Raw genomic sequence first — 24,085 nt, forward strand, 5'->3', positions numbered from 1 at the left:
CCTTTTTATTAACTGTGTTTACTTTTATGTCACTATCGTGTCATCTTTAGCCCTAAGATTTCACCTAAGTACTGCATAATAAAAACATGATTAAACAACTTTTAGCGCTTTCTGTTCTTACCAGTGCCACAGTAGTTGCTGTGCCGCTCGATGTTGAGGAACAACGCATCCCCACAGCACTACAAGAGTTACCGACTGTTGCGCTTAGGTACAATGCGTTAAATGATCAACTCATCCAAAAAGTTAAAGCCAGCAAAGAAGAAAAACAGCTTACCAAGTTGGTAGCGGCTCAAGGCCAACGCTTATGGCAACAGGCGGTGCGAGACATTCAGTCTGGCTCTAATGATGACAGGCCTCTTTATTGGTCACGCCTTGCAATGCGTGAAACACTCAAGACAAAACCCGCAGGCTTTAAGCTAGCAGATTGGCAGCGTAACATTTTAGTGAAAGCGACAGAGCAATCTTCACGTGGCATAAATGATGTTTTATTTGACGACAAAGCTGATATCAAAATTTTATTAACTGGGTTCGATCCCTTTTTCTTAGACAAGGACATCGGACAATCTAATCCTTCAGGGCTCACTGCATTAGCACTTGATGGTTATCGTTTTCAAGTAAACGGCAAGCAAGCTCAAATTGAAACTGTAATGATCCCTGTTCGCTTTGCTGACTTTGATAAGGGGATGATTGAATCGATCTTAACGCCGTTATATCGAAACAATAGCATCGATATGTTATTTACTGTCAGCATGGGACGAACAGATTTTGACTTAGAACGCTTCCCCGGCCGTAATCGCAGCGCTAAAGCACCAGACAATTTAAATGTCTATACAGGAGCAAAGGCTGATAACCCAGTAGCCCCGATGTTAAGAGGCAATATTTTGAACGGCAATGAGTTTGTTGAGTTCACTTTACCTGTTGAAGCAATGCAAACTGTTAAAGGTGATTGGGCTGTCATTGATAATGCTAAAGTAACAACCCTCAAACGTGGTGACATTGAAGCTCAATCCCTTGCTGAGCTTAATGGAGAAACTTCAGTTCAGGGTTCGGGTGGTGGATATCTTTCGAATGAAATTTCATATCGTGCGATTCGTTTAATGAATCAAATGAATGTGAATATTCCGAATGGTCACATTCATACTCCAAGAATTAAAAACCACGATGGAGAAACTGAAATGAACATCGTTAATCAAATTCGCAGTATGGTTGAAGCTGCGGCGACTACTCTTCCTCAGGTTCAATAGATTCGACTTTTGCAATTAATCCCGATGGGCTTCTTAGCAAAGATACTGTTGCTAAAGTTTGGCTATGAAGCTCATCAATTTGTCTTACAATTCTGGCTTCCCCCTGCTGTAAAACTTTTATCGGTAATTCATCCCCTATCATCATGGTTCCGATATCCGCTAAATTCATTTCAACTTTGGCTAACTCAGTCAACAGCGGAGGGTAATGAAAATCAACTTCAGGCAAGACGTCATCTACCATCATACTTCCAACGCCACCAGCTGACTCGCTGCTTAGGCGAATTTTGGCTACAGGCCCTTGCCACCACAATAGGGCTTGCCCTTCTTCAACCTCACACTCATTGTCAATCCAAAAACCTTCGCCTACCTTAGGTATACTGGGTTTATTGCTTTTTTGAGGACTGTACCCAGCAACTAGGCTTAAATTGATTGTCGGAGACTCTCCAACAAACGGAGCCCAATGTGACACCATTGGTTGCCAAATTTGCGTCGGCCAATTCACCAACACACAGCGTACACCGCCAAGAGTTAACACCGGGGCAATCGCTTCTTCCAGCGTAAATGTTTCTGGTTTTTCAGCTACCGCTTCTACAATCCAACTGCCGACAACCTCAAATATCGCCGCACTGATACAAGGTGCAAAATCATCAGGCATTTTTTCTAAAACCGACACCCCTGTTTGCTCTAAAACGGCTTTTTTCCAGTCTGATAACGGGATCCACACTCCCACCCCATCAGGATAGTCTTGGTGTTTCCAAAACATCCCATCACCTGAAATGGGCTTTAATTCTAACCGACAGTTCTGCGCTTCCAAGCCTTTGCCAATCACTTGGCTTATTTTAATTAATAAGCTGCTTTGCATAAACTACCCCATAAAAATTTGAGTGTTGGACTTATGAGTGTTCTTGGGAGGGACACACTCCAGTCTTATTGGATATGCACGCCCCTGTAATTTGTCTTCTAGTGGTCCCATGACATTTTTAATTGCGTGTTCTTGCTTACTATTGTGAGGAAAGAGTCGAATTCTCAACCCCTTTTTATCGTAATTTGCTTGAATAATCAGCCCTGCCATTGGTCCATTAACAAGTCGATAGCAGAGCATATCTTTCTGGCGTGATATTTCTGCACTTCCCATTTTGCAAGTACCGCCGTCTTTAGCCAACACACGCTTTGTTGCTTTAGAAACTTTCTTTGTTGAATTATCATCTTTAGGTTCTTCAGATTTTCGACCATTAAGCAGATTGGCAAAGAGCTCTTTGTGTTGAGACTGAGGTTCAACTTCTTTTTTCTTATGATCATGTTCAACAGGTTTCGTATGTTGTGTTTCGGTTGATTTAATTGAACTACTCATCAAACACCGCCTGTAACTTTTCTTGATCTTTCACCAATTGAAAAATTTCTTTGTTAATTTGCTTAATCGTTTGCCCAATCGCTTCTATTTGCTCTTGAGCTCTGACGATCTCTTCTGCTAATTCACGTTCATTTTGATAACGTTTGGCTAAGTCGACCTTAAACTCATTCATGCCACTGAAATCCAATGATTTATCTGGCAGGGTTAAGTGTCGAATCGCATCAATTAACTGATGTCTTTTAATCACCTTTTGCCTTCTGTTTGCGACCATTTGCTGAGCCTGCTTTTTGGTATCGCTCAAACGCTTTCTCAGCTTATCTTCTTTGCGAGAACGAATATCCAATATTCGCCTTAATGTCTCTTTATCATTGTCATCAATATCAGAGCTCGCCATTACAGCCCCTAATAACCATTATAGGCTACAGCTTGACTCATCAAACCCAGCGCTTCATCGTAGGGCGTAAACTCATCAGTGCCTTGTTGTAAAAACTCAAGTATTGCTTGATGAAGTTGTATGGCCTCATCGGTCTCTGCATCCTGACCTGATTCGTACTCACCAACACGGATAAGTAATTGCACTTCTTCGTATTTCGCAAGCATTTTACGTAACTTGGATGCCGCTTTACGTTGTTCTGCTGTCACAATAATGTCCATGACTCGGCTGACACTGGCATTAATATCAATGGCAGGATAATGCCCTGCACCAGCAAGTTTTCTCGACAACACAATATGACCGTCTAGTAATGAACGAACTTCATCAGCAATTGGCTCATTCATATCATCACCTTCCACCAATACCGTATAAATAGCCGTGATACTTCCGACTTTTGCAGGTCCTGCACGCTCGACTAAAGAAGACAGCTTTACAAACACACTTGGAGGAAATCCATTTGAAACAGCAGGCTCGCCTGCGGCTAGACCAATTTCTCTGGCTGCACGTGCAAAACGAGTCAGCGAATCCACCATCAGAAGCACATTTTTACCTTGGTCTCGGAAATACTCTGCAACAGTGGTGGCTGTCATCGTGGCTTTCATTCGCTCAAGCGGTGGTCTGTCGGATGTAGACACAACCATCACTGTTCGTGATCGAGCTTTTTCAGTGAGGTTATACTCCATAAACTCACGTACCTCACGTCCCCGTTCCCCAACCAATGCTAAAACAATCACTTCGGCATCGCAGTTAGAAGCAATCATGCCAAGCAATGTACTTTTACCCCCACCTGCCGCAGCAAAAATACCTATCCGCTGGCCAATCCCACAAGTGAGCGTACTATCAATAGCTCTCACTCCCATGGGTAAAATATGTTGAATTAACGAACGGCTGAGAGGATTTGGCGCTTGACCTTTATTGTCTCTGATCGCAGTAGCAGTGAGTTCGCCTTTGTCATCAATGGGACGACCAAGTCCATCAACGACTCGACCAAGTAATCCTTCTCCTAAATGGATTTGATGACCATGGCCGAGTAACTCGACCGGTTCACCAGCTTGCAATCCTGTGGTGGCATCGAATGGAGATAGAATGGTTTCATCTCCCTTTACTGCAATCACTTCTGCCTGTAGTTTGTCAGCAATAATGCATAAGTCGCCTTGATGTGCACCTGCCAAACTCGAGTGCACCAATGTTGCCCCAACTTCATTGATGCGCCCAAAATAGCGGACACTTGGTATGCTGTTTTCAACATTAAAAGGGTTAAGATAAATTTTTTCTTCAATGGCTTTGGCGAGCTCAGTCTTGTTAGGTAACTTAATCATATATCGTCTCCTAACCTGCGTTCATCGCTTCATCGAGCGCTTCACCCACTAAATCACAATGCTCAAGTACTTTAATTTCAACATCATCACCTAATTCTTGATACGAAAGTACTGGGGTTGCAAACAGTTCTCTTTCAACAATTTTACGTAGATAACGACGTACATCCAAAGAGGTTAACAACACACAAGGTTTATCTGTTGGCAACAACGTTTTGATTTCTGTGAGGATCATATGGGTTTGTGTTGTATTCAATACAGAGTATGAACCGGCAGTTGACTGTCTGATGGATTCACGAATTAAGTTCTCGATGCCTTCACCGATCATCAATGCAGAGATCCAGCCTTGGCGAGTCGCAAATTTACGGCGAATATGTCGACGTAACGCGATACGCACATACTCGGTGAGCATAATCACGTCTTTTTCTTTAGGTACCCATTCAACCAAAGTTTCAAAGATGGTTCTTAAGTCACGGATCGAGATGCCTTCTTCAACCAATCGTTGAAGAATCTCAGCCACTTTACCTACAGATAAAAGCCGTTGTAACTCTCGGATCAACTCACCATATTTATTTTCCATGGCGTCCATCAAGTACCGAGTTTCTTGCACACCGATAAACTCACCAATAAATCGATCGATCACTTTATTGATCAAACAAGCTGGAATCGCCTCTCCTTCGACAACAACGAGCCCCTCTTCTTTCGCCTTCTCAATCTGTGCATCCTGAATCCAATGCAAGGTCTCTCCGTTATAAGAGGTCACAAAACTGCGCGTGTCCATATCGACAAAACGCTCATTAAGCAACGACTCCTCGACATCCAGTTCTAGCTGTAAAACCGGTTCTTGATACAATAAAATATCGCATTGGCAATTTTTCTTAGTACTGACGACCTGCAGTTGAATTTCGGGCAATGGAACACCAAGTTTTTCGAATAAAGACCATCGAAGCCGATGCAAGGTTTCTTTCATGCTTTGATGTGGATAATCTGAGCCTAATACCAACATGAGAGGCACGGCGCCCGGTTGCATATTGGCATCATCATCAGTTTCTTCTCCATCCTTCGGAAAGGATTTATCCTCTCCTCCAGCTTCTGCTTGTTGCTGATTCTTTTTGGATAGCCGCCATGTAAGGAAAAATGTCAGCCCACCTAACGTACCGAACACCCAAAGTGGAAAGCCCGGTATCAAAGCAAAGGTAATCATTACTAATCCAGCCATCTGCAGTGATGACGGCTGTTTCGTTATTTGCATAACCACTTCTTTACCTAAGTTTTGTCGAGTCTCACCCGGTACACGGGTAACAATTAAACCTGCGGTAATCGAAATAAGCAGTGAGGGAATCTGTGCAATCAAGCCATCACCCACTGAAAGTACTGCGTAAGTGTTCAAGGCTTCTGACGCCGACATGCCTTTTTGCATAACACCAATAGCAATACCACCAATAATGTTAGTAAAAATAACGATGATACTGGCAATCGCATCACCTTTTACAAACTTCATGGCACCATCCATCGCACCATATAACTGACTTTCTTTTTGTACTTTGGTTCTTAGTCGTTTAGCTTCTTTAGCATCGATAGTTCCGGCTCTCATATCACCATCAATACTCATTTGTTTACCCGGCATACCATCCAGAGAGAAACGTGCACTTACTTCAGCCACACGTTCTGAACCTTTAGTAATTACAATAAACTGAACGATGGTAATAATGGCGAAAATAGTAATACCTACAGCGAGATTTCCTCCAACGACAAAGTTACCGAACGTAAATACAATTTGACCAGCGTCATGCTGCAGAAGGATTAATCGGCTGGTACTGATAGTCAGTGCAAGTCGATAGAGTGTGGTCACCAATAATACGGATGGAAATACGGAAAATTCCAAGGGATCACGAATATAAATCGCAATCATCAATAGGATAATAGAAAGTGCTAGGTTAACAGCGATTAACACGTCAATCAGAGGTGTCGGCAACGGTATGATCATCATGAATACCGCTACCACCAGCATGACAGCTAAAATAATATCATGACGGCCTGCGGCTTTTGCCAGCAGCTGTTGAATTTTATTCAAAATTGGCTCCCACGGCTGACCTTACTCAAAAACTGCTGTTGTAGCTGAATCATTTTGTACCAATCTCGCCCTTCGCTCGTTTTTGGACACAGACAACTGATCATTAGCTTATGCTTGACGATAAATAGCCGTTGTGGAACCCCCATAAACGCTCTGGGATGCCAATGCTCAACCCAGTGTTTTAGATCTTTAACTTGGGTTTCGAGCAACCATGATGTCATCAATAACCTTTCGTCTTTTACTTCAAGCATGAGACCATATGGTGCCCAGTGATACTCCATTTGGTCGTCTAACTTAACTGGCCAGCGGTTTAGTAGCTGAAAGAAAGTCTCTAAATGTCGGGTAATACGTAAATCCACTGCTTAAGCCTTTCTTAGTCTTAGTTAAATCAAGGTTTAATCTCAATAAGCTTAGGACGAGATATACATCTACGCCTATTTTTTCCTATTCGTCTTCGCACCACTGATCTAATAGATCCATCATGGCATCAGTAATATGTTCTTTTTGCTCTGGATCTCGGTAGCATTTCGTGGGCAATTGTTGCATCAAATCTCGCCAGCGCCTTAAGAAGCCAATTTGCTTAGTATCTGGCACTTTCATCTTGGTAATTTTTTCTTCTAACCACTCTCCGTAAACCCAAGATTGCTCTACCAAATCAAGTGTCGCATCAAGCACTGATGCATCATCAATCTGACATGCTCTTGATAGCGCTTTACAGTAATCTTCAACACTCATGAACAGCAATAAGCGTCTAAGGTCGTCAACAACAGTGACTAACTTAACCATGTTGCTGCCTGTGTTTTCTTCATTCAGTGAATTTGACAATGCTCTAAGCAATACCCGAATTCTTTTTCTTCTATCTGGCATATCTCGTAGCAAACTAAACCACTTCGCTAGACCACCATCGCCTCTTGCTGCACGTTGATATAAACCTTGGAGGGATTGAAGCCCAGCTTGGTCCAGCGGTAATCCTTCCATTGCGGCAATAAGTGCGAGTTCTGCACCTTCCTCTGCCAACATTTCTTGCAATTTTTTGCGTAGTTTCTTACGAACTTCTTCGCTTAGGCCACTTTGAGCAATCACGTTCGCCATGAGCAACATGACATTACCGCTATCAAGGTTCATTTGCTCAATATTGACCATGATAGAATCCGCATCGCCCAATGCAGCCAACTGTATTGCATTCGCAAGAATGCCATCAGCTTGCTCGCCTTCCATTTGAGCAACCAATTCTTCCAATGCATTGAATCTGGCTTCGTCTTTTCGCTCTTTACTATTTAATCGTTTTAAGTAGTTACTAAAACCTAAACTTAAATCCTCGAGTGCTTCCTCCATGGATTCATTTGCGATCATTGCGATCTCAGCGAACTCTGTTGCGGCTAAAGAAGATGTGGTATTTGCAGGATGCACTTGCCCGTTAACAGGTTTTGAATCTGCCTGGGTATCAAAATTAACCGAAGTAGTGCCATCTACTCTCATATCATCTTCCTAGTCGCAACGATGCTAATAAGCTTCGTTGTAATCAGAGTTATCCGTATCTAAATTTTGCTCTGAGTTATCCCCATATAAGTTGTTTTCTAATTCTTCTGAATCATCAAAAAAACTGGTGTCGTCATCTGTGCCTGTTAATTCTTCATCAACAGATGACATTAATGTTTCCTCATCAGCAGTGAACTGAGTCGCTTGCTCGGGAATGACGTTATCTGAGTTCTTTTCAATATTGGACTCAACGCCTATTTCAAATACAAACGCTTTTAACAACAATTCCAAATGTCGATTTAAATCAATACGAGCACTGAGTGCAGTTGACTGTATTTCTGCTGTACCTGCGACTAATGCTGTATCAGTTTTCACTTTGAACTCATTACCCAGTTTGCGGTTTAAGGACTCAAAATCTTCTTCAGCGACCAATAAGGTCACTGTGCCTTCTCCCAGCTTTTCAATGACATCTTCAGTAAGTTGATCTGCAATTAAATCCGCTTTATCGAGATTAGAAGCCCAACGGGTAATGACGGTATGAATTTGTGAAGCGATGCCTGTACTTAACTCTTCAAGTAATTGTTGCCTAAAACTTATCTCATCTTGCACCCAAGCCACTGCATCTGCCACGGCTTGTTGCTTGGCTTGTTGCTCCCATTCAATCATCAACTTTTCAGCTTCATTTTGTGCGTCAATGATGTATTGCTCGGCTTGCTGACGAGATTGCTCTCGTTGCAAATGAGCATCTTTTAGTGAGGCTTGAATGCGTTGCCTCACTTGGTTTTCCATCGATTGAAGCTCGATTGACTGTTTAAACTCACCTGCAGAGATAAATGCAGATTCGCCCCTAGCTATTTCGCAGTGTTGAATGTCAATAAAAAATGGATTCATAGCATGCGCTCCAGTCGGGTTAACCATCGAGTCAAATTAAGCTCAGTTTCCTTTAACAAGGTAACCTGAGCCTTAAAGTCGTCTGGTTCCGTCTCGACCTCTACCACAGGCAGAGTCACTGCAATGCATTGCCATAGTGAACTTTCTTTTAGCTCTTCGTCTAATAACGCAATTGAAATCTTTTGAGCTTGCTCGAGCAAATACTCAGGTTTTACATCATCAACAAGCTCTTTAAATTTTGACGTTGGTCGTTGCGGCCACAGAGCCCATGCTTGTTGCACTTGCTCTTCAGAAAGTACACTTTCTAGGGCAAGTCGATGCTCTTTTAGTGATAAGTAGTCAGGACAATTCAGACAATAAAGTCCTAATACTGATAAAATAGCGGGTAACCTATCTTTACTCTTCAACAAAAACTGCTCGTTAAGAGTAAATGCTGAAGATAATGGCTTATCAATGATACCTAAGCGCTGCACAACTAATTGTTCTATTCGTTGAGATAAAACATTATTTTGGCCTGCATCTTTTTTCCACATTTGCAGCCCAAGCTTACTCCACCAGCTGTCATGCATAGCAACGGTAGGGCGCCAAAGCAATTGATAAAACTGCTTTATTTCAATACCTTCTTCTTCGTTAGGTGAGAAAAAACCTGAAATCATAGCGCCCCCAAAGTCTATTTTACTTACGTCTCAAGAATAAAAAGCCGAATACACTTAATAAAACGAGTAAAACCAGACCAATAATTACGGGCAATTTATTGTCTTCAATTTTCTTAATGAACCGAGTGAAGTCATCTTCTTGCTGTTGAGCAGGTGCAGATTGAAAACCGTAATTGGCAGCTTGAAGAAAGACACTGATTCGGTCGAAGGAAAGACCAGGTATCGCATTCTGAATCAAACCTTTGATTTGATTCTCTTGAGTTGTTAAATTCGCTTGAGGAGAATACTTGATATAAACCGATGCTGATTTTTCAGGTTGAGCTTGAAACTCGTCATCCTGTGTTGGTTCAGCAATTGAAACTCTCGCACTTATCACACCTTCAATATTACTCAAGGTTCGTTCAAGCTGTTGCTCTTTCAAGAAAGCAATCTTAGCGTGCTCTTGTGCTGGCGAGGTTACCAACTGCCCTGATGGAAACATATCTTCGATATTGGCGTATTTCGGTCTTGGAAAACCATTTTGCCTTAGTAATGCGACGGCGTTGATGAATTTGTCTTCATCTATCATTAATGTCGCCATACCTGTTTTCTGGTCAATTTCGTTTTCGGCTTCAATATTATTAAGGCGCAGTAGAGCCACCATTTGGTTAGCTTCGTCTTGCGGTAAATTACGATAGAGTTCGGTTTTACAACCAACCAACAGTAAAACCAGAGCCATAACCAAACAGCACTTAATTCTCATTGCATACTCGCTAACTTATTGATTGATTGAGACAATGAACCTGCAATTTTTGCAAACAAATCAACCTCAACCATACCTTTCATTATCAATCGTTGCCCTTCAAGATATGATAATGGAGAAAGTTGTTGCCCTGCTTTATCAAGCTCAGTTTTGTCTTTAGGCGCCATTTTCTTAATTAAGTCTTCATCAGAACCCACAGCACCAACTCTAGCGGCTTGATCAATTTGGGAGTTACCCACGTTCATCATGCTTTCGAACTTATTGACCATGTCTACCGAAGGATCAGGTACTTCTTTTTTGACCATTTTGTTTTGTGCTATTTGCTGAACTTGATTTACAGCTTCTGTCATCGACATAACTACCTCCCGCTAATTTCTCACTGAAATTAGCTTCTTCGCTAATATATCTTTCTGTGCTTTGCTGGATATCGGTCCAGAAAACAGCATGGCTAAAGCTTGTGCAGTATCACTGTTGCATGACTCAAGCTCTCTAACAGCTTTAGAGGCTTCCTTAAGAGCAAAATAAATCACACTTGTGCATATTTTCCTGTCTTCTTCATCAAGGATCAGTTCAGGAAAGATTTTAATGATGGCGTATGCTTGCTCTTTTAAACCGTGATTGCCTGCTGCAACTGCACATTCAACAAGCAGCTTTTTATCTTCACTAAGCAACACATCTTTCTTTTTCATCGCACGCCACCAAAGTCTATTTTGTTACTAGATTTTTGAAATAATGCCTTGAATCATGTCTTTGATCGTTTTGATCATTGCACTTTCATAGCCTACAAAATTCGAGTATTGCTGAATCGCAAATTGTGCTTTCACCATTTTCTCTGGGTTATTAATATCCCCAGATTGCATGTTTCCTTGCACATCTTTTGCTGACTTTGCAGACATTTGCGAAAGTTGATACACCACTGAACTTAAGTCCATCATATCCTCCTTAGGCTATTGTTGACCGCAACTCTGTTGGGCTACACGAATAGCGCTTTTTAAATGCATCCGTAAAGTGAGCGTGATTACTAAACCCACTATCTAATGCAATATCAGCGACCTTTCTTGTCGTTAACAGTAATTGCTGTCGAGCAAAACTTAACCGCCTTTCCAAAATCCATTGCTTTGCTGAAACTCCATAGTTCTTGTAAAAAAAGAAGTTAAGCTTTCTCACTTCCATTTCTAATTCTTCGGCAAATTGGGATACTGACCAAGGCTTCATAAAGTTGCTCTCTAAAAAGCTCAATACCTTGTCGTTATGAGCTAGAAAATATCTCAGCACCCCAGAAAAATACGCATTATCGACACTCAAACAATAAATGAAGACAAACTTCATCATCATGCTTTTATTGTCTTTTAATTGTTCTATCACCGTAATGAGCTGGTCATACACTGGAATAATCTTCGCTTCACCAAGTTTGAAGTTCATGTCTTTAACTTCTGGCCCTATTAGGTCCATCACTTCGTGATACAACTCATGCATTTCACCCGGATAACAAAACACATTTATCCAACAATCGCGGCTAATGGCTGAAGCTGAGGCGTCATCTGTTGTAATAACAAGTTGATTTGCAGAAACATCAATAACTTCACCTTGACAGCGAAGCTTTCCATCATGTTTGAACAAAATTACTTGTATTGCACTCATTTAAACAGCAACCTTAGTCACGTCTTGCCCTTCGTATCCAAGTCTTTTCATAAACCTGTACTACCAGTCTAGTCGTTAACTCAATAATTGTTATCGGGTATTAACCTTAATTTTGTGCGCAATTGCCTGGTTTTTACCAAGTAATAATAGTTATCTGATATTCGATGCGATGTTTTTGTTCATTTCTGACAGTAATGTTTGCATCGCATTGATGAGCGAAACCGTTACGTTATAGGTCTGCAGCATCTTTTGAATTTTTAATTGCTGTTGCGCAGCGTAATCAGTATCTTCACTATTTTTGGCATCCAAAGCTGCTTGAATATCGCCAAGTTGACCGCTTTTGAATTTCTTTTTGTATTTCTTGAGATACTCATCAATCGGCATTCCGGCAACTGTCATATTGGCTTGCTGCATGTACTTAACGATATCAGGAGGGAGTTTGACACTTTTTTCGTTATCAGGAAGTTGCTTCATCATGTCACCAATCCTAGCTGACATTTCATGAGTGCCTCTGGCATCCGCTTGGCGAGCACTCATCTCTTTGAATTGATCATTAGCTTGATCTTGAAGCACATCCATATTGTTGTATAGGACAGATAGCCCTTCTGTAAACAATGAGTTGGTGATGCCATTGATTCCAGCGACTAAGCCATTAGGGTCATTAGAGTTAATTCCTTCAGAGCCACTGAGCTCTCCTGTTGAATTAACTTGCGAATGAGCACTTGCATGCTGTGCACTAACATTACTGACTGACATACCACCACCTTACTTTGCATACTTCTTAGTAAGATAAACTCTTAAAAAGTTGCTAAAGATAACTTCTAACCTTTTTCTTCTTAACAGCAGGTTTAGGTTCTTCTTTGGGTTCATTCTTAGCCGCTTCAGCAGCCGCTTTCTCTTGCTTTTCGATTTCCTCAGCTTGCTCTTTAAGCTCTTCTGGCGTTTTTGGTTTACTACCTAAATTGGTAAACTCTTGTTCGAGCTTTTTAAAGTTCTTACCAAGCTCGCTCACCTTATTTAACACTCTTTCTTGCTGTTGCTCAAACCCCTGAGGAAATGCCTGCTGGAGGCGAAGCAACTTTTCTCTTGCTTCAGGATCCGTTTTTGCTCTTTGAACCAACGTTCGGATTTCTGCCTGTAAATTTTGAAACTCTTTTAGCTGTTCATTAATCGCATTTTTACGTTGCTTGATGTCATTCATTACCGCTTTTAAATCTTGAAAAACGTCCATAGCTAGGCCTTTTTAATGTCATTTTTTAAGTCTTTTAAACAATAGTTCTATTACTTTCTCTGCGGCATCTACTGCTTCTTCTTTATCAATTTTGTTTCTATGATGCGACTGCTTTAAGCGCTTACGCATCTCTGCAAAATGCAGCTTATATTCATCTTCTGAAGAGACTTTAGATTTAATGTCATCTTCTAATTTAGTGATCCTAGGCATTTTCCATTCCTAAAATAACAATGGCACATGAGTTATCTGACCATTCTTCATTAAATCAATACCATCAATATCGATATACTCAACCATATACCCGTTATCTAATTGAGTTCCCTTTGATAGCCTAAGTCCATTTTCTAATTCAACAAATGGGGCTTCAGAACTACCACCATAACTGATAACAGGAGAAGTCAGAATACGGTTAACCTCTGAGCGAACAGGGATGTTTTGAAATACTATCTTAGTACCTGTTTGCTGAATCGTTTTTGTACCTCTTGCTAACCCAATGATCCGCTGCTGCTTTTCTTGACTGACTTCCCCAGTTATAACAATAGAGTCGTCTAATTGAGAAAGCATAAGGTTTTGAATTAATTTATCTTTTCTTAATGTATCAATCAGTGGTTTAATTTGTGCCCCTGATTCATTCAAAACCTGCCAGCTTACTAAGCCATTTATTCCTTTTAGCATGCTTACGGTTTTATCCCACCTATCTCCAGCTTGTATTGCACCAGAAATTGTTACGCTGCCAGGTGTTAAGTTTTGTTGTACTGTTACACCTTTAAAACCGTTTTGTGTAAGAATCTGTTTTACATCTGTTACTAACTGATCTGTACACTCAGCATGTTCAATGAACAGGATTCCATGAGACTTTACTCCATCAATAAATTGCTGAAGCTTTCTTGAGTCTTCACAGAATCCATTAAATGTCACAACTCCGTTGGTAGCCCAAATGGCCTTTATTCCATCGAGTTCATTTAACGTTAACTGTTCTGACACCCATTCTTTTGGTGTCATCTCATGCTGAGGTGCTTGCACCGGATCAATTAGTAGCAATAAGATCAATATAGTTGAAATCAACGAGATCCCAAGTAAAGCAATATATGAAACGTTCTTTTTCTTGCCTTTCTTCTTAGGTATTTCAGGTTCTTCAATGTCTTGGGCTGCGCTCCCTAACACAAATAGGATACCGTCAACTTCGATAACTTCAGAAAGTGGTAAAGCCTCTTTTCCCTCGCACTTTTCGCCACCAATCAATACTTCTACGTCTGTTTCTAAAGTAACGCTTTCATCTTCAACATTAAATTCAAGCAAATCCGCAGATTCAAGCTCAGCTAATACATCACCGTCAGGCCCAACTGTAAATTTGCCTTGAGGTAGTATTAGCTGGCGCCCTTTTAACGGACCGTTTAACCATAAAATTTTAAAGTTTGATGGCATAGTTCACTCATTGGTTAACGGGTGTTGCTTTAATCAAAAATAACCTCATTACGCTCTCTACTTCGTGATTTGTTGAGCTAAATAGCTTTCCAAGTATTGGTATGTCTCCCAATAAAGGAATTTTATTTTTAGTCGAACGATCAACATCTTGGACAAAACCACCAATCAACAGACTCTCACCAGAAGTTAATGTAGCTTGTGTTGATATTTCTGAATTTTGTACTTGTGGTAATGGCTCTTGGCCTCCAATGGCTGCCGCTTGTTGACCATCTTGAATATTCAAAACTAAGTTGACCGCCTTGTGACCATCCGATTCATTAATCAGTCTTGGTGTCACTCTTAGTAACGATCCCGTTGTCACAGAATCAAGTTTCGCCACTTTTTCACCGGTGACTTTAGTGTAAAACGTCACATTCTTATCCAATACGGCTTGGACATTATTTAAGGTCACAACAGAAGGTCGCGATAGTACTTTGGCTTTTGAAACCTTCTCTAAAGCATCAAGCTTGACCAAAAAATTACCCGTATTGCCGATTACGGTCGAAAAGCCTTGATCACTGTCTCCAGAGTTGAAACTTACCGTGCCTCCGCCCAAGCTTGCAGCCGCAGACCAGTTCACCCCTAAATTTTTGAAGTTGGAGGCATCAACATCAAATATAGATACTGATATTTCGATCATTTGTGGCTTCACATCTAACTGCTTGATGATTCCCGCATACGTTTTTTGGTCATCTGCACTGCCACGAAGAATTATCGCATTTTGTCTAGGGTCAGCAGCAAAGACAGGCCCAGATTCATCAGCCGACTTCTTCAATTCCGAGCTCATTTCTCTAAGAACACTTACAAGTCCGGGCACTTTAACTGGCGAATTTCGATAACTGTAATCAGCATCCCCCGCTGAAGCATAATTGAGGTGATAGACCTTAACTTCTTCATGATTCACGGCCGCTTGTTTTGCATTAGAATCCAGTTTTTGAATTAGCTTACTAACGGTGTTCACGCAAATCGGTACACCGACCAACTGAACACTGGCGATGGTTTCTTGTGGCTTAACCGTGCAAGCATGGTCCGCCAGTACGCCTGTACCATTGAGATAATCCAATACATCTTTTGAAGCGATATTACTGAGTGGTATCACTTCACTCATTAGCTCAGTGGTTTTGTAAACATATAAAACATCAGTGTTGTAATACCAAATCAAACTGTAACGTCGTGATAAGTCATGAATCACGTCTAACGGCATTTTGTTTTGGATACGACCACTGAATTCATCATTAACCTTACTACTTACAACAATGGGAATACCATAGTTGCCACCAAATTCATGTAATACAGCCGTCAGAGGTGTCCCACGACTGATCATGACAAACGGCTCTCCCTGCCACTTAATTTGGTCCAAAGTTGTACTATGGGCCAAAGTCGTAAACAAGAACAGCATTAAACCTATGAGTGATTTCATGTTCTCATTCTCATTACAAAGTTGCGCTTAGCTTCTACTTTTTTCTTGAAGCCTTTCTCAAGATATTGTGCTATTGCTAGGTGTGAAACAACATTCTGAGGCAGTTCCTTTTCACCTATCTCTTCATCGTAGTAGCGCCATAACAGCCAAACATCACTTTCAAGCTGTAGGCTACAATCCTGAGCTCCATCATATGCAGCCATGACTAAGGTGGCTTTCCTTAACCAAAGTAAAGTTTCATTCGGTTCAATTTTTGGTTTAATTTGTATTGCGATCGAGAAAATACCTTCTCGATCTAAAATTCGAGCCTTTCGCTCGGCAAGTTTCCACTGGTCGTGCTTAGGGTTGGCAGCTTGAGCTTTTAGAAAACCTGTTTCTAATAGTCTCTTTAACATAGTTTGCGTTTCACCCTCTTTATTTGCACTTTAGTGTATGAATCGTTGCTCTGCTATCGGGTATTCACCTTAATCCAATATTTTCGTTACTTTAGCTACCACATTCTCTGGAACTCGCCAGTAAAGAACCTGCTTCTCACCGATTAAGAACATAAATGAGTAATTCGTTCCGTATTAAGAATATTGAAGCATTATCTTTTACTATTTATTTAGTATATGTGAAATATAAAATCTTGAAGGACTAATGTTTTTCTTAGCTAATTTATTGATAAGTTATAACTTTTATTCGCTATTTTTCACGTCTTTTACCAATTAAATTAGTCTAATCAATCGTCATTGCTTCATTCAGAATAATCTTTGCGATATGAATATCCTCGTTAAAGGTACTAAAGTAAACAATAACCACTGAATCTGATTTGAACCGGGAGCAGATTAAGGTATGAAACACCTTTCCCTAGCCAGTAAGATGACCATTACTGTGGCGTGCCTTTTCTTTAGTTGGTGGTTAATTAACGAATATCAAACTTATCGATTTGCCATTCAATTAGAAACTAAGGAGTTTATTTCAGATCATTACCTATCAAATCAACTCGGTGTAGACACTGTTAATGACTTCGTAATAACGGCACAGGAAGACTTATATGCGATGGATAAAGTGTTAATGCACTTTCCTGAAGCTTCTCGCCAACTTAACCCCAAACAAGACATCAAAAGTTACTTTCTCAACTCTGAAAATAAATTTGTTTTACAGCCTGAACATCAAAAACAAATTAGATTTTCAGAATCGTTAGCAAAGCTGCTTAAATATGAATATCAAGGGCTCATCATTCAACAGAACCAAGCACAAGTATTGAGTAAACAACCACTCACTAAAGAAGCCTTATCGTTCATATCTAAGTATATAAACAACCAGAAGCTGCCAGCACTTTCATGGACAACATTTATTGAGCCTAATAACCGCTATGCTTTGGTTTGGAAGCGAGAAAAGCAAGTATCTCTTGGCTTCCTAATCAAATTAGACCCCCTATTGGATAAATTGCACAATGAAAAAAAAGAGCAATATCAACTTCTAACGACCAGTAACAATCAATTTCTCAGTAAAATTCCAAGCTCGCTTTCCTCAGAAAATATAGCTGAATTGAAACAATTAGTTTCTTCTAATTTTGAAAAGCAAAATATTGCTGAAGGTCAAAGACTTATTCTCGTAAAGTCACCGGTTTACAATATGGATTGGTCTTTAATCACTCTCGTGACTAAAGAGTCCATTAAACAGCATTCGTTGATGTTGTTACTGAAAAAGTTACCTGAATCTCTGCTTCAGATGGTACTGATTTGCGTACTCATGCTTATTGCTTTTAATCGATTAATGCGACAGCCAATCAAACAGATTGTTGAAATCATTTCAGATCCGTTAAAACCTAACTTAAGTAAAAAGTTACCTGAAAATCGAAATGACGAACTTGGACAAATTGCCTTAGCGTACAACAAGCTACTGAACCAGCTTCAAAAGAGTCACTCTGAATTAGAACAACAGGTCGCCAATCGTACCAAATATTTATTAGAGGCTTCCCAAGCCGCTCAAGCGGCAAATGAACGAAAAACAGAACATTTGACCAGTATAAGTCATGAAATCCGTACCCCGCTTAATGGTATTTTAGGGGCTCTTGAATTGATCCAAACCACCAGTATCACCCAAAAGCAAAAGGGCTTAATTGATACGGCCTCAGATTGCTGCCATTCCCTTTTATCCCTCGTTAATAACCTGCTGGACTTCTCCCGAATCGAAGCGGGTGAAATTGTTTTAAAGTCAATGAGCTACCAACCTCTCGCCGTCATTGATGAAGCTATGACGAGTATAGAATCCATTGCGATAAACAAAGGGATCAAACTGAGTACTTTTATCAACTCTGGTGTGCCTGATGAGATGCAGTTAGACCCACTACGGGTTCGTCAAATATTAGTCAATCTCTTAGGTAATGCAGTTAAATTTACTGATAGAGGAGAAATCAAGGTTATTCTCACTTGTGCGAATCAAATGCTTGAGTACCAAATCTATGATTCAGGCTCAGGTATGACTGAAAAGGAAACCATAACCGTATTTCAACCCTACGTTCAAGGGCAGCATCAAAAATTCGGTTCTGGTCTAGGTTTACCCATTTCTAAAAAGCTCGCCAGTATGATGGATGGAAAATTATCGGTCATCAGTACCAAAGGGAAAGGAAGCTGTTTTACTTTATCCATCCCAATTATTGATGCGGGTGAAACCATATCACTGCCCAATTCTGAAGTATTTGCACCTTCCTATCTTCATCATCAACTCCAAATTTGGGGGGCTCAGCCAAAATCGAGTGATAATAAAACCCTACTCAATGAGTCTGAGCTCATGTACATGCCATACAAACTCTTACGCAGGGCTCAAGAAACTATCGATAACATCCCCCACTTTCCACAAAGCATTATGCCAGTGTTATTGCCATGGAAACTAAAAGTGTTGGTCGTTGATGATGTCGCAATTAACCGAGATATTATTTCTAAAATGCTCAATGAATTAGGGCAGCTTGTTTATACAGCACCCAGCGCTTATACCGCTCTTGAGTTAGGGTATAAGAACATTTTCGATTTGGTACTCATGGACATAAGAATGCCTGAAGTAAATGGCTATCAGGCCACGAAAATCTGGAGAAACAGTGAGGAGGTTCTGGATAACCGCTGCCCTATCATTGCACTCACAGCAAACGCAGAACCTCAAGAACAAGCTGCTTTTGAGCAAGCAGGGATGGATTACTATGTGACTAAGCCTGTTACGCTCAGAGAACTCAATCATGCTTTAGAGGTTGCTGTCGACATTCAACTAGAACGGGATATCTCGTTAACCATAAACAATGACAATGACACACCATTACTCGATATTATGGGGACAGATTTAACCAAAAAATTGTATAGCCAGCTACTTGAAATGCTCTTAAGTCTTAAAGGTGCGGTCGAAGTCTATAATTGGGAAGCCGCCAAAAATATTCTTCATACTATTAAAGGAACCTGTGGTTTAGCAGGGCTGACGTCGATTGCAGATAGCGCCTCGAAACTCGAACGACTACTGGAAGAAACCAATTTTTTAAAACTGGGAAATTTAGCCGAATTAAACGAACAAATTAAAGAGATGGAGTTTGATTCTATCTAAGACCCAGTCTTTGTGCCCAAATCATCAACTCTGCGACATTATGAGCATCTAGCTTGCGCATAAGGTTAGTTCTATGCGTTTCAACCGTCTTAAGACCTATCACTAAATCTTCTGCAATATCGCGATTTCTTCGGCCTTCACATATTAATGTCAGCACTTGCTTTTCTCGATTTGTTAATACCGGGGCATCATCGTCTTCTTCCATCTGTAATGCCCTGATTTGCTCTTCATTTAGGCTAGGGTCAATGAACACTTTACCTTTAGATACAGTCTTGATTGCTGCATATAATGTACTTTTAGGGCTATTCTTTAATAAATACCCATTCGCACCAATATCCAGAGCCTCTCGAGCCGTTTTCTCTTCTTCTACAGCAGTAAGCATGATGATAAGAATCTCTGGCCAGCGTTGCTTTAACTGTTTAATGACCTCAATACCATTCATCTTAGGTAATTTGAGATCCATGAACACGAGATCAGGTTCTAAACGGATACACTCAGAATATACAGACAAGCCGTCTTCAACAAAACCGACAAGTTTTAGTTCAGGGAAAGGGGCTAGACAGCTTTGTAGTCCATCAAAAATTAAAGAGTGATCGTCAACCACAAGAATTTTCATACTTTTAAGGCGATCAAAAGACATTAAGTCGCTCCTATTTTTCTGACCAAAAGTAAAAGGGCTACAACAAATTGTAGCCCTTTATTAAATCTCATCAAAATATCTTTAAATTATAAATATTCAACCTTGCCAATAAGATGAGGACGTTTGCCTTTTTTGTCTCGCAATTCAAATTGAATTTCTGATTCATCATTTACAGCATTAAATGTGACGTCTGAAGGCATAAACAATGGTAATTTAAATTCTACATTGACTGAAAATGCATCTCGTTCGATATTATTTTCAAGTAGAGCTAAGCAGCGAGCTTTTGACCACATTCCATGAGCCAGTACTTTATCAAAGCCAAAACGCTTAGCTAAAAATGGGTGCAAATGGATTAAGTTGTAATCACCAGATGCTCTTGCGTATTTTAAGCCACAATCAGCATCAATCGATAAAAGCTGGGCTTCTGTGAAATCCATTTTGCTGCCACGAGGAGGACGAACTCGTTTCCCACCTTCAATACGATATAAATACGTTGAAAAAGATTCCCAAACCAACTCGCCATTGACCAACGCTTGAGATCTTAAAGTAAATTCTAACCCCGAGTCCGTGACTTCACTTTCAAGCAGTTGGCAATCACAATCAAAAATTTCGCTTGTTTGGATTTTTCGATACTGCTTAATCGTATTTTTAAGGTGAATCATTCCCAAAAGTGGAAAAGTAACCATGTCTTGAGTAAATATTTCCGCATGAAGGCGGAACATAATGACATGTAAATAAGTTGCAGGAAGTGTAGCGCCATCGTAGTTAAAACCACAAACCTGTGCATATTTACTGACCTGCTTATCGTCTATCGAAACGTTTGGCAAAGACACTTGGATCTGCGGAAGTGACTGCTGATCCCAACCAGGTTTACGGCCGAAGAAAATTTTGCGGTACAAATTAAATAATGATGGTAGGCGATGTAGTTCAACTCTATGTGGCACACTAATTTCCATACTTTTACTCTTTGATTCCTGAATATTCCGTTACTCATACAACAAGTTGCTACCTCAATAATGTTATAAAGGTAGTACGCAAGATAAATATGACAAGTGGGTAATTATATACCCTTAACGATTGCGGGGAAATGAAATAGTTTTGAATAAAAACAGTTAAGTAGCTTCTGATAAATAGAAGCTACTTAACTTAGTTTAAATCGAGTAGTTAAACTTTAAATTGTTTAACCATTTGTGACACATTATCAACAGACTTTAATAATTCCACATTACTTTGTTGCAGCGATTCAGTTCCTTGAGACGTCTGCTCTGCTATCACAACGATATTACTTAAATTTTCAGCCACACCGTCAGAGGCTAAAACTTGTTGTTCACTTTGTTGACTGATGGTCTCGCTGGTTTGTTGAATGTTGTTGACTCGTGTCAATACATCCGCCAATGAATTTGAAAGCTCATCATTGTTGGCTACACAGTTTCGAGTACCTTGACGCCCCACCTCCATCATTTGTTTCGCTTCTTCAGCCTGCTCTTGAATCAACTTAATCGTATGGTGGATATCGGTTGTGGATTCTTGTGTTTTTAATGCAAGAGAGCGGACTTCATCTGCGACAACAGAGAACCCCCTGCCAGCTTCACCAGCACGAGCAGCCTCAATTGCTGCATTAAGTGCAAGTAAGTTGGTCTGATCAGCGATAGATTCGATGACCTCTAGTACTTTACCAATAGCTTCACTTGATTCGCTTAAAGAAAAAATGACTTCTGATGTTTTATCTACATTATCCGTCAATACATTCAGCTCAGTCGTCGCCTGGGCAACCAGTTTTGAACTGCCTTGTGTCCCAGTAAGAATATTGCAAGCTTGATCTTTAGCAACCACAACACTCTCGCTTACAGTCACGACAGATGCGGTAACCGAATCCATCGCTTGACTAATTTGATTAATTTGCTGCTTTTGAGACAGTGAACCTTGCTTAGTTTGCTCGGTAATTGAGGCAAACTCACCAAACTGCTGATTCATGGTCTCAACTGAACTGGCAATTTCAGATACTGACTGATGTACTTTACTAATAAATAAATTAAACTCATGAGACAAACAACCCATTTCATCGGTTGCATTCTCATCCAACCTACGAGTTAAATCACCATCGCCACGAGTTAACTCAACTACAGCTGCCGTTAACTTCTGAATTGGTGTCACGATGCTGTTTGTGATAATCAAAGCCACAACAATCGCCAACAATGCAATTATGCTTAAAACGACATAAACCGTGGACATTTGGTCATTAATATCGCTCTCGACTTTTTGTGCAAGGTGCTGAGACTCTCGCAATGTCTCTGCAACCAACTCTTTCAATTTAAGCTGAATGTCTAGCTTTTCTTCTGCTAAAATTCTGCGATCAAGCAATTTTGTTTGATTGGTGCCCGCCAAATGCTCACTGATTTGCTTTATCCATGCGTTAGTCGACTTTTTCACTTCTAATGCTTGAACTTTTGCACGCTCTTCAATACTTGCATCAGCTGCATTTTGAATTTGTTGGTTGAATTTTTTACTGTATTTTTTAATCTCTTGTTGTACTTCATTGATATTGGCTGGCTCAGTCATGGCCAACACTTTATCAGCGTACATTTCAAAAGCTAAAAAGGTCTCCCATGCGCCATGACTATTATCAACAGCTTGTAATGGTTGGTTAAAAGCAAAAACGGTTTGCTGACCTTGCTCTTGCAGCTGTTTAATCAAATATAAACTCAGCAAGGAAAATATTAAGATTAAGCTAGCAAAGCTAGCGATAACTTTATGTTTTATTTTCATTTTCAATCTGCTTAATACGGGAGTAAAGGAAGCGTAATTGCTTTATCTTCGCCAGTTAGTGTCATTAAAAAAGCTTCCAGATCCGTAATTTCTTGCTCGGTTAATTTAAGCGGCTGGATCTTATTCGAAAGTGACGGTCTACGATTGAAACCAGCCACATAATGTACAATTACTTGACGCATTGTTTCCATAGAGCCATCATGCATGAAAGGCGCTCTCTGAGTGATATTCCTCAAACTTGGTGTTTTGAATGCTTTTTCATCTTGAGGATTACCAGTGATCAACATTCTTCCATCATCGTCGCTATTAATTCCGATATCATGATACTGATAGTCAGTGAAATTCCACCCCGTATGGCAACTTACGCATTGCGCTTTACCATTAAAAAGTTCAAAGCCTCTTTTGGCATTGCTGCTGATAGCAGATTCATCTCCCTCAACCCAGCGATCAAACGGTGCTTCGCCCGAAACAATTGTACGTTCGAATGTTGCAATCGATTTACGAATATTTTGTTCATTGATACCAGAAGCACCAAATACTCGAGAAAATAGATTACGGTAGCCTTCAACAGCACTTAACCGCTCGACGACTTCTTCCATAGAAATGTTCATTTCCACAGCAGCTTCGATAGGTCCTTGAGCTTGCTCTTCAAGTGTTTTTGATCGACCATCCCAGAAAAATTCCTTCCCCCATGCAGCATTGATGATGGTTGGAGAATGCCTTCCCAGTTGAGTATTTTGGCTACCTACGGCAGCGGCAGTTGCATCTTCCCAACCAAAACTGGGATTATGACAACTTGCACAGGTCAAATTGCGATTTTTGCTGAGTCTTGGATCAAAAAACAACATCTTACCCAGTGCGGCTTTGGACGCACTATATGGGTTCGTTGCTGGGAAAGGGATATGATCTGGCCTAACAAACTGGCTTTTATCTGCAGCGAAAGCGAATGATGAGAATGTCATCAAAGAAAAAAGAAATATTTTTTTCATCTAAAACCTAATTTCACCGTCTATGCGGCTTTTGTTCTTGTTGTATTTATTTAATTTTTATGAATAAACAATACCATTGATTCAAGTGATGGCCTGTACAAAAAAATACCATTCGACCTTTATCAAATTAAAAACCTCGTTTATTTTATTCTGAGTCAATTTCATACTAAAAAAG

General features: G+C 40.3%; 26 protein-coding genes. 2 read left to right on the forward strand and 24 right to left on the reverse strand.

Annotated elements, in window-relative coordinates:
* Window positions 1–86: 86 nt before the first annotated feature.
* Complete coding sequence (locus AC1EU2_RS05230) at window positions 87–1,244, forward strand: hypothetical protein (RefSeq protein WP_480296926.1); 1,158 nt, start codon at window positions 87–89, stop codon at window positions 1,242–1,244.
* Here AC1EU2_RS05230 and AC1EU2_RS05235 read toward each other — a convergent pair.
* The 20 genes from AC1EU2_RS05235 to AC1EU2_RS05330 form a co-directional block, all read right to left on the reverse strand.
* Window positions 1,222–2,106, reverse strand: a complete 885-nt coding sequence (locus tag AC1EU2_RS05235; protein ID WP_480296927.1) for a hypothetical protein — start codon at window positions 2,104–2,106, stop codon at window positions 1,222–1,224. The two genes, AC1EU2_RS05230 and AC1EU2_RS05235, sit on opposite strands and share 23 nt — an antisense overlap.
* A gap of 3 nt (window positions 2,107–2,109) precedes the next feature.
* On the reverse strand, window positions 2,110–2,595 hold the full coding sequence (locus tag AC1EU2_RS05240; protein ID WP_480296928.1) for a hypothetical protein: 486 nt from the start codon (window positions 2,593–2,595) through the stop codon (window positions 2,110–2,112).
* Window positions 2,588–2,989, reverse strand: coding sequence for a hypothetical protein (locus AC1EU2_RS05245; protein ID WP_480296929.1), 402 nt, complete (start codon window positions 2,987–2,989; stop codon window positions 2,588–2,590). Before AC1EU2_RS05245 ends, AC1EU2_RS05240 begins: the two co-directional genes overlap by 8 nt.
* A gap of 8 nt (window positions 2,990–2,997) precedes the next feature.
* The gene (locus tag AC1EU2_RS05250) at window positions 2,998–4,344 is read right to left on the reverse strand and encodes an EscN/YscN/HrcN family type III secretion system ATPase (RefSeq protein WP_480297082.1); all 1,347 of its coding nucleotides are present in this window, start codon (window positions 4,342–4,344) and stop codon (window positions 2,998–3,000) included.
* A 13-nt stretch (window positions 4,345–4,357) separates the two neighbouring features.
* Window positions 4,358–6,418 carry an EscV/YscV/HrcV family type III secretion system export apparatus protein gene (locus tag AC1EU2_RS05255; protein ID WP_480296930.1) on the reverse strand — a complete coding sequence of 687 codons (2,061 nt, stop codon included), beginning with the start codon at window positions 6,416–6,418 and terminating at the stop codon, window positions 4,358–4,360.
* Window positions 6,415–6,777, reverse strand: a complete 363-nt coding sequence (locus AC1EU2_RS05260) for a type III secretion apparatus (protein ID WP_480296931.1) — start codon at window positions 6,775–6,777, stop codon at window positions 6,415–6,417. Before AC1EU2_RS05260 ends, AC1EU2_RS05255 begins: the two co-directional genes overlap by 4 nt.
* An 85-nt stretch (window positions 6,778–6,862) precedes the next feature.
* Window positions 6,863–7,897, reverse strand: coding sequence for a TyeA family type III secretion system gatekeeper subunit (locus AC1EU2_RS05265; RefSeq protein WP_480296932.1), 1,035 nt, complete (start codon window positions 7,895–7,897; stop codon window positions 6,863–6,865).
* 24 nt (window positions 7,898–7,921) lie between these two features.
* Window positions 7,922–8,788: a hypothetical protein gene (locus AC1EU2_RS05270; protein ID WP_480296933.1), complete on the reverse strand. Its 867-nt coding sequence runs from the start codon at window positions 8,786–8,788 to the stop codon at window positions 7,922–7,924.
* On the reverse strand, window positions 8,785–9,444 hold the full coding sequence (locus AC1EU2_RS05275; RefSeq protein ID WP_480296934.1) for a type III secretion system domain-containing protein: 660 nt from the start codon (window positions 9,442–9,444) through the stop codon (window positions 8,785–8,787). The genes AC1EU2_RS05270 and AC1EU2_RS05275 overlap by 4 nt, the downstream gene beginning before the upstream one ends.
* A gap of 19 nt (window positions 9,445–9,463) precedes the next feature.
* The gene (gene sctJ, locus AC1EU2_RS05280; RefSeq protein WP_480296935.1) at window positions 9,464–10,186 is read right to left on the reverse strand and encodes a type III secretion system inner membrane ring lipoprotein SctJ; all 723 of its coding nucleotides are present in this window, start codon (window positions 10,184–10,186) and stop codon (window positions 9,464–9,466) included.
* Entirely contained in the window at window positions 10,183–10,542 is a 360-nt protein-coding gene (gene sctI, locus AC1EU2_RS05285; protein ID WP_480296936.1) for a type III secretion system inner rod subunit SctI, read from the reverse strand. Before sctI ends, sctJ begins: the two co-directional genes overlap by 4 nt.
* A 12-nt stretch (window positions 10,543–10,554) precedes the next feature.
* On the reverse strand, window positions 10,555–10,875 hold the full coding sequence (locus AC1EU2_RS05290; RefSeq protein ID WP_480296937.1) for an EscG/YscG/SsaH family type III secretion system needle protein co-chaperone: 321 nt from the start codon (window positions 10,873–10,875) through the stop codon (window positions 10,555–10,557).
* A 27-nt stretch (window positions 10,876–10,902) separates the two neighbouring features.
* Window positions 10,903–11,118: a type III secretion system needle filament subunit SctF gene (gene sctF / locus AC1EU2_RS05295; RefSeq protein WP_129948641.1), complete on the reverse strand. Its 216-nt coding sequence runs from the start codon at window positions 11,116–11,118 to the stop codon at window positions 10,903–10,905.
* A gap of 10 nt (window positions 11,119–11,128) precedes the next feature.
* A complete protein-coding gene (locus AC1EU2_RS05300; RefSeq protein ID WP_480296938.1) occupies window positions 11,129–11,827 on the reverse strand; it encodes a helix-turn-helix transcriptional regulator in 699 nt (232 codons plus the stop codon).
* Window positions 11,828–11,977: 150 nt separating this feature from the next.
* Entirely contained in the window at window positions 11,978–12,583 is a 606-nt protein-coding gene (sseB, locus tag AC1EU2_RS05305) for a type III secretion system translocon protein SseB (protein ID WP_480296939.1), read from the reverse strand.
* A gap of 52 nt (window positions 12,584–12,635) precedes the next feature.
* Window positions 12,636–13,058, reverse strand: coding sequence for a hypothetical protein (locus tag AC1EU2_RS05310; RefSeq protein WP_480296940.1), 423 nt, complete (start codon window positions 13,056–13,058; stop codon window positions 12,636–12,638).
* Window positions 13,059–13,076: 18 nt separating this feature from the next.
* On the reverse strand, window positions 13,077–13,268 hold the full coding sequence (locus AC1EU2_RS05315; RefSeq protein ID WP_480296941.1) for a hypothetical protein: 192 nt from the start codon (window positions 13,266–13,268) through the stop codon (window positions 13,077–13,079).
* Window positions 13,269–13,277: 9 nt separating this feature from the next.
* Window positions 13,278–14,483, reverse strand: a complete 1,206-nt coding sequence (sctD, locus tag AC1EU2_RS05320) for a type III secretion system inner membrane ring subunit SctD (protein ID WP_480296942.1) — start codon at window positions 14,481–14,483, stop codon at window positions 13,278–13,280.
* A 7-nt stretch (window positions 14,484–14,490) separates the two neighbouring features.
* Window positions 14,491–15,942, reverse strand: a complete 1,452-nt coding sequence (locus AC1EU2_RS05325) for an EscC/YscC/HrcC family type III secretion system outer membrane ring protein (protein ID WP_480296943.1) — start codon at window positions 15,940–15,942, stop codon at window positions 14,491–14,493.
* Complete coding sequence (locus AC1EU2_RS05330; RefSeq protein WP_480296944.1) at window positions 15,939–16,337, reverse strand: hypothetical protein; 399 nt, start codon at window positions 16,335–16,337, stop codon at window positions 15,939–15,941. Before AC1EU2_RS05330 ends, AC1EU2_RS05325 begins: the two co-directional genes overlap by 4 nt.
* A gap of 439 nt (window positions 16,338–16,776) precedes the next feature.
* On the opposite strand from AC1EU2_RS05330, the gene AC1EU2_RS05335 reads away from it, so the two are divergent.
* Window positions 16,777–19,515, forward strand: coding sequence for an ATP-binding protein (locus AC1EU2_RS05335; protein ID WP_480296945.1), 2,739 nt, complete (start codon window positions 16,777–16,779; stop codon window positions 19,513–19,515).
* Here the strand turns inward: AC1EU2_RS05335 and AC1EU2_RS05340 are convergent.
* From AC1EU2_RS05340 to AC1EU2_RS05355, 4 genes are all read right to left on the reverse strand, one after another.
* A complete protein-coding gene (locus AC1EU2_RS05340; RefSeq protein WP_480296946.1) occupies window positions 19,508–20,155 on the reverse strand; it encodes a two component system response regulator in 648 nt (215 codons plus the stop codon). The genes AC1EU2_RS05335 and AC1EU2_RS05340 overlap by 8 nt on opposite strands.
* A gap of 86 nt (window positions 20,156–20,241) precedes the next feature.
* Window positions 20,242–21,105 carry a MaoC family dehydratase gene (locus tag AC1EU2_RS05345; protein WP_480297083.1) on the reverse strand — a complete coding sequence of 288 codons (864 nt, stop codon included), beginning with the start codon at window positions 21,103–21,105 and terminating at the stop codon, window positions 20,242–20,244.
* Window positions 21,106–21,319: 214 nt separating this feature from the next.
* On the reverse strand, window positions 21,320–22,921 hold the full coding sequence (locus tag AC1EU2_RS05350) for a methyl-accepting chemotaxis protein (RefSeq protein ID WP_480296947.1): 1,602 nt from the start codon (window positions 22,919–22,921) through the stop codon (window positions 21,320–21,322).
* A gap of 11 nt (window positions 22,922–22,932) precedes the next feature.
* The gene (locus AC1EU2_RS05355) at window positions 22,933–23,910 is read right to left on the reverse strand and encodes a cytochrome-c peroxidase (protein ID WP_480296948.1); all 978 of its coding nucleotides are present in this window, start codon (window positions 23,908–23,910) and stop codon (window positions 22,933–22,935) included.
* Between the last annotated feature and the right edge of the window lie 175 nt (window positions 23,911–24,085).

The sequence above is a fragment of the Parashewanella sp. 2304DJ23-3 genome (genome assembly GCF_056591695.1).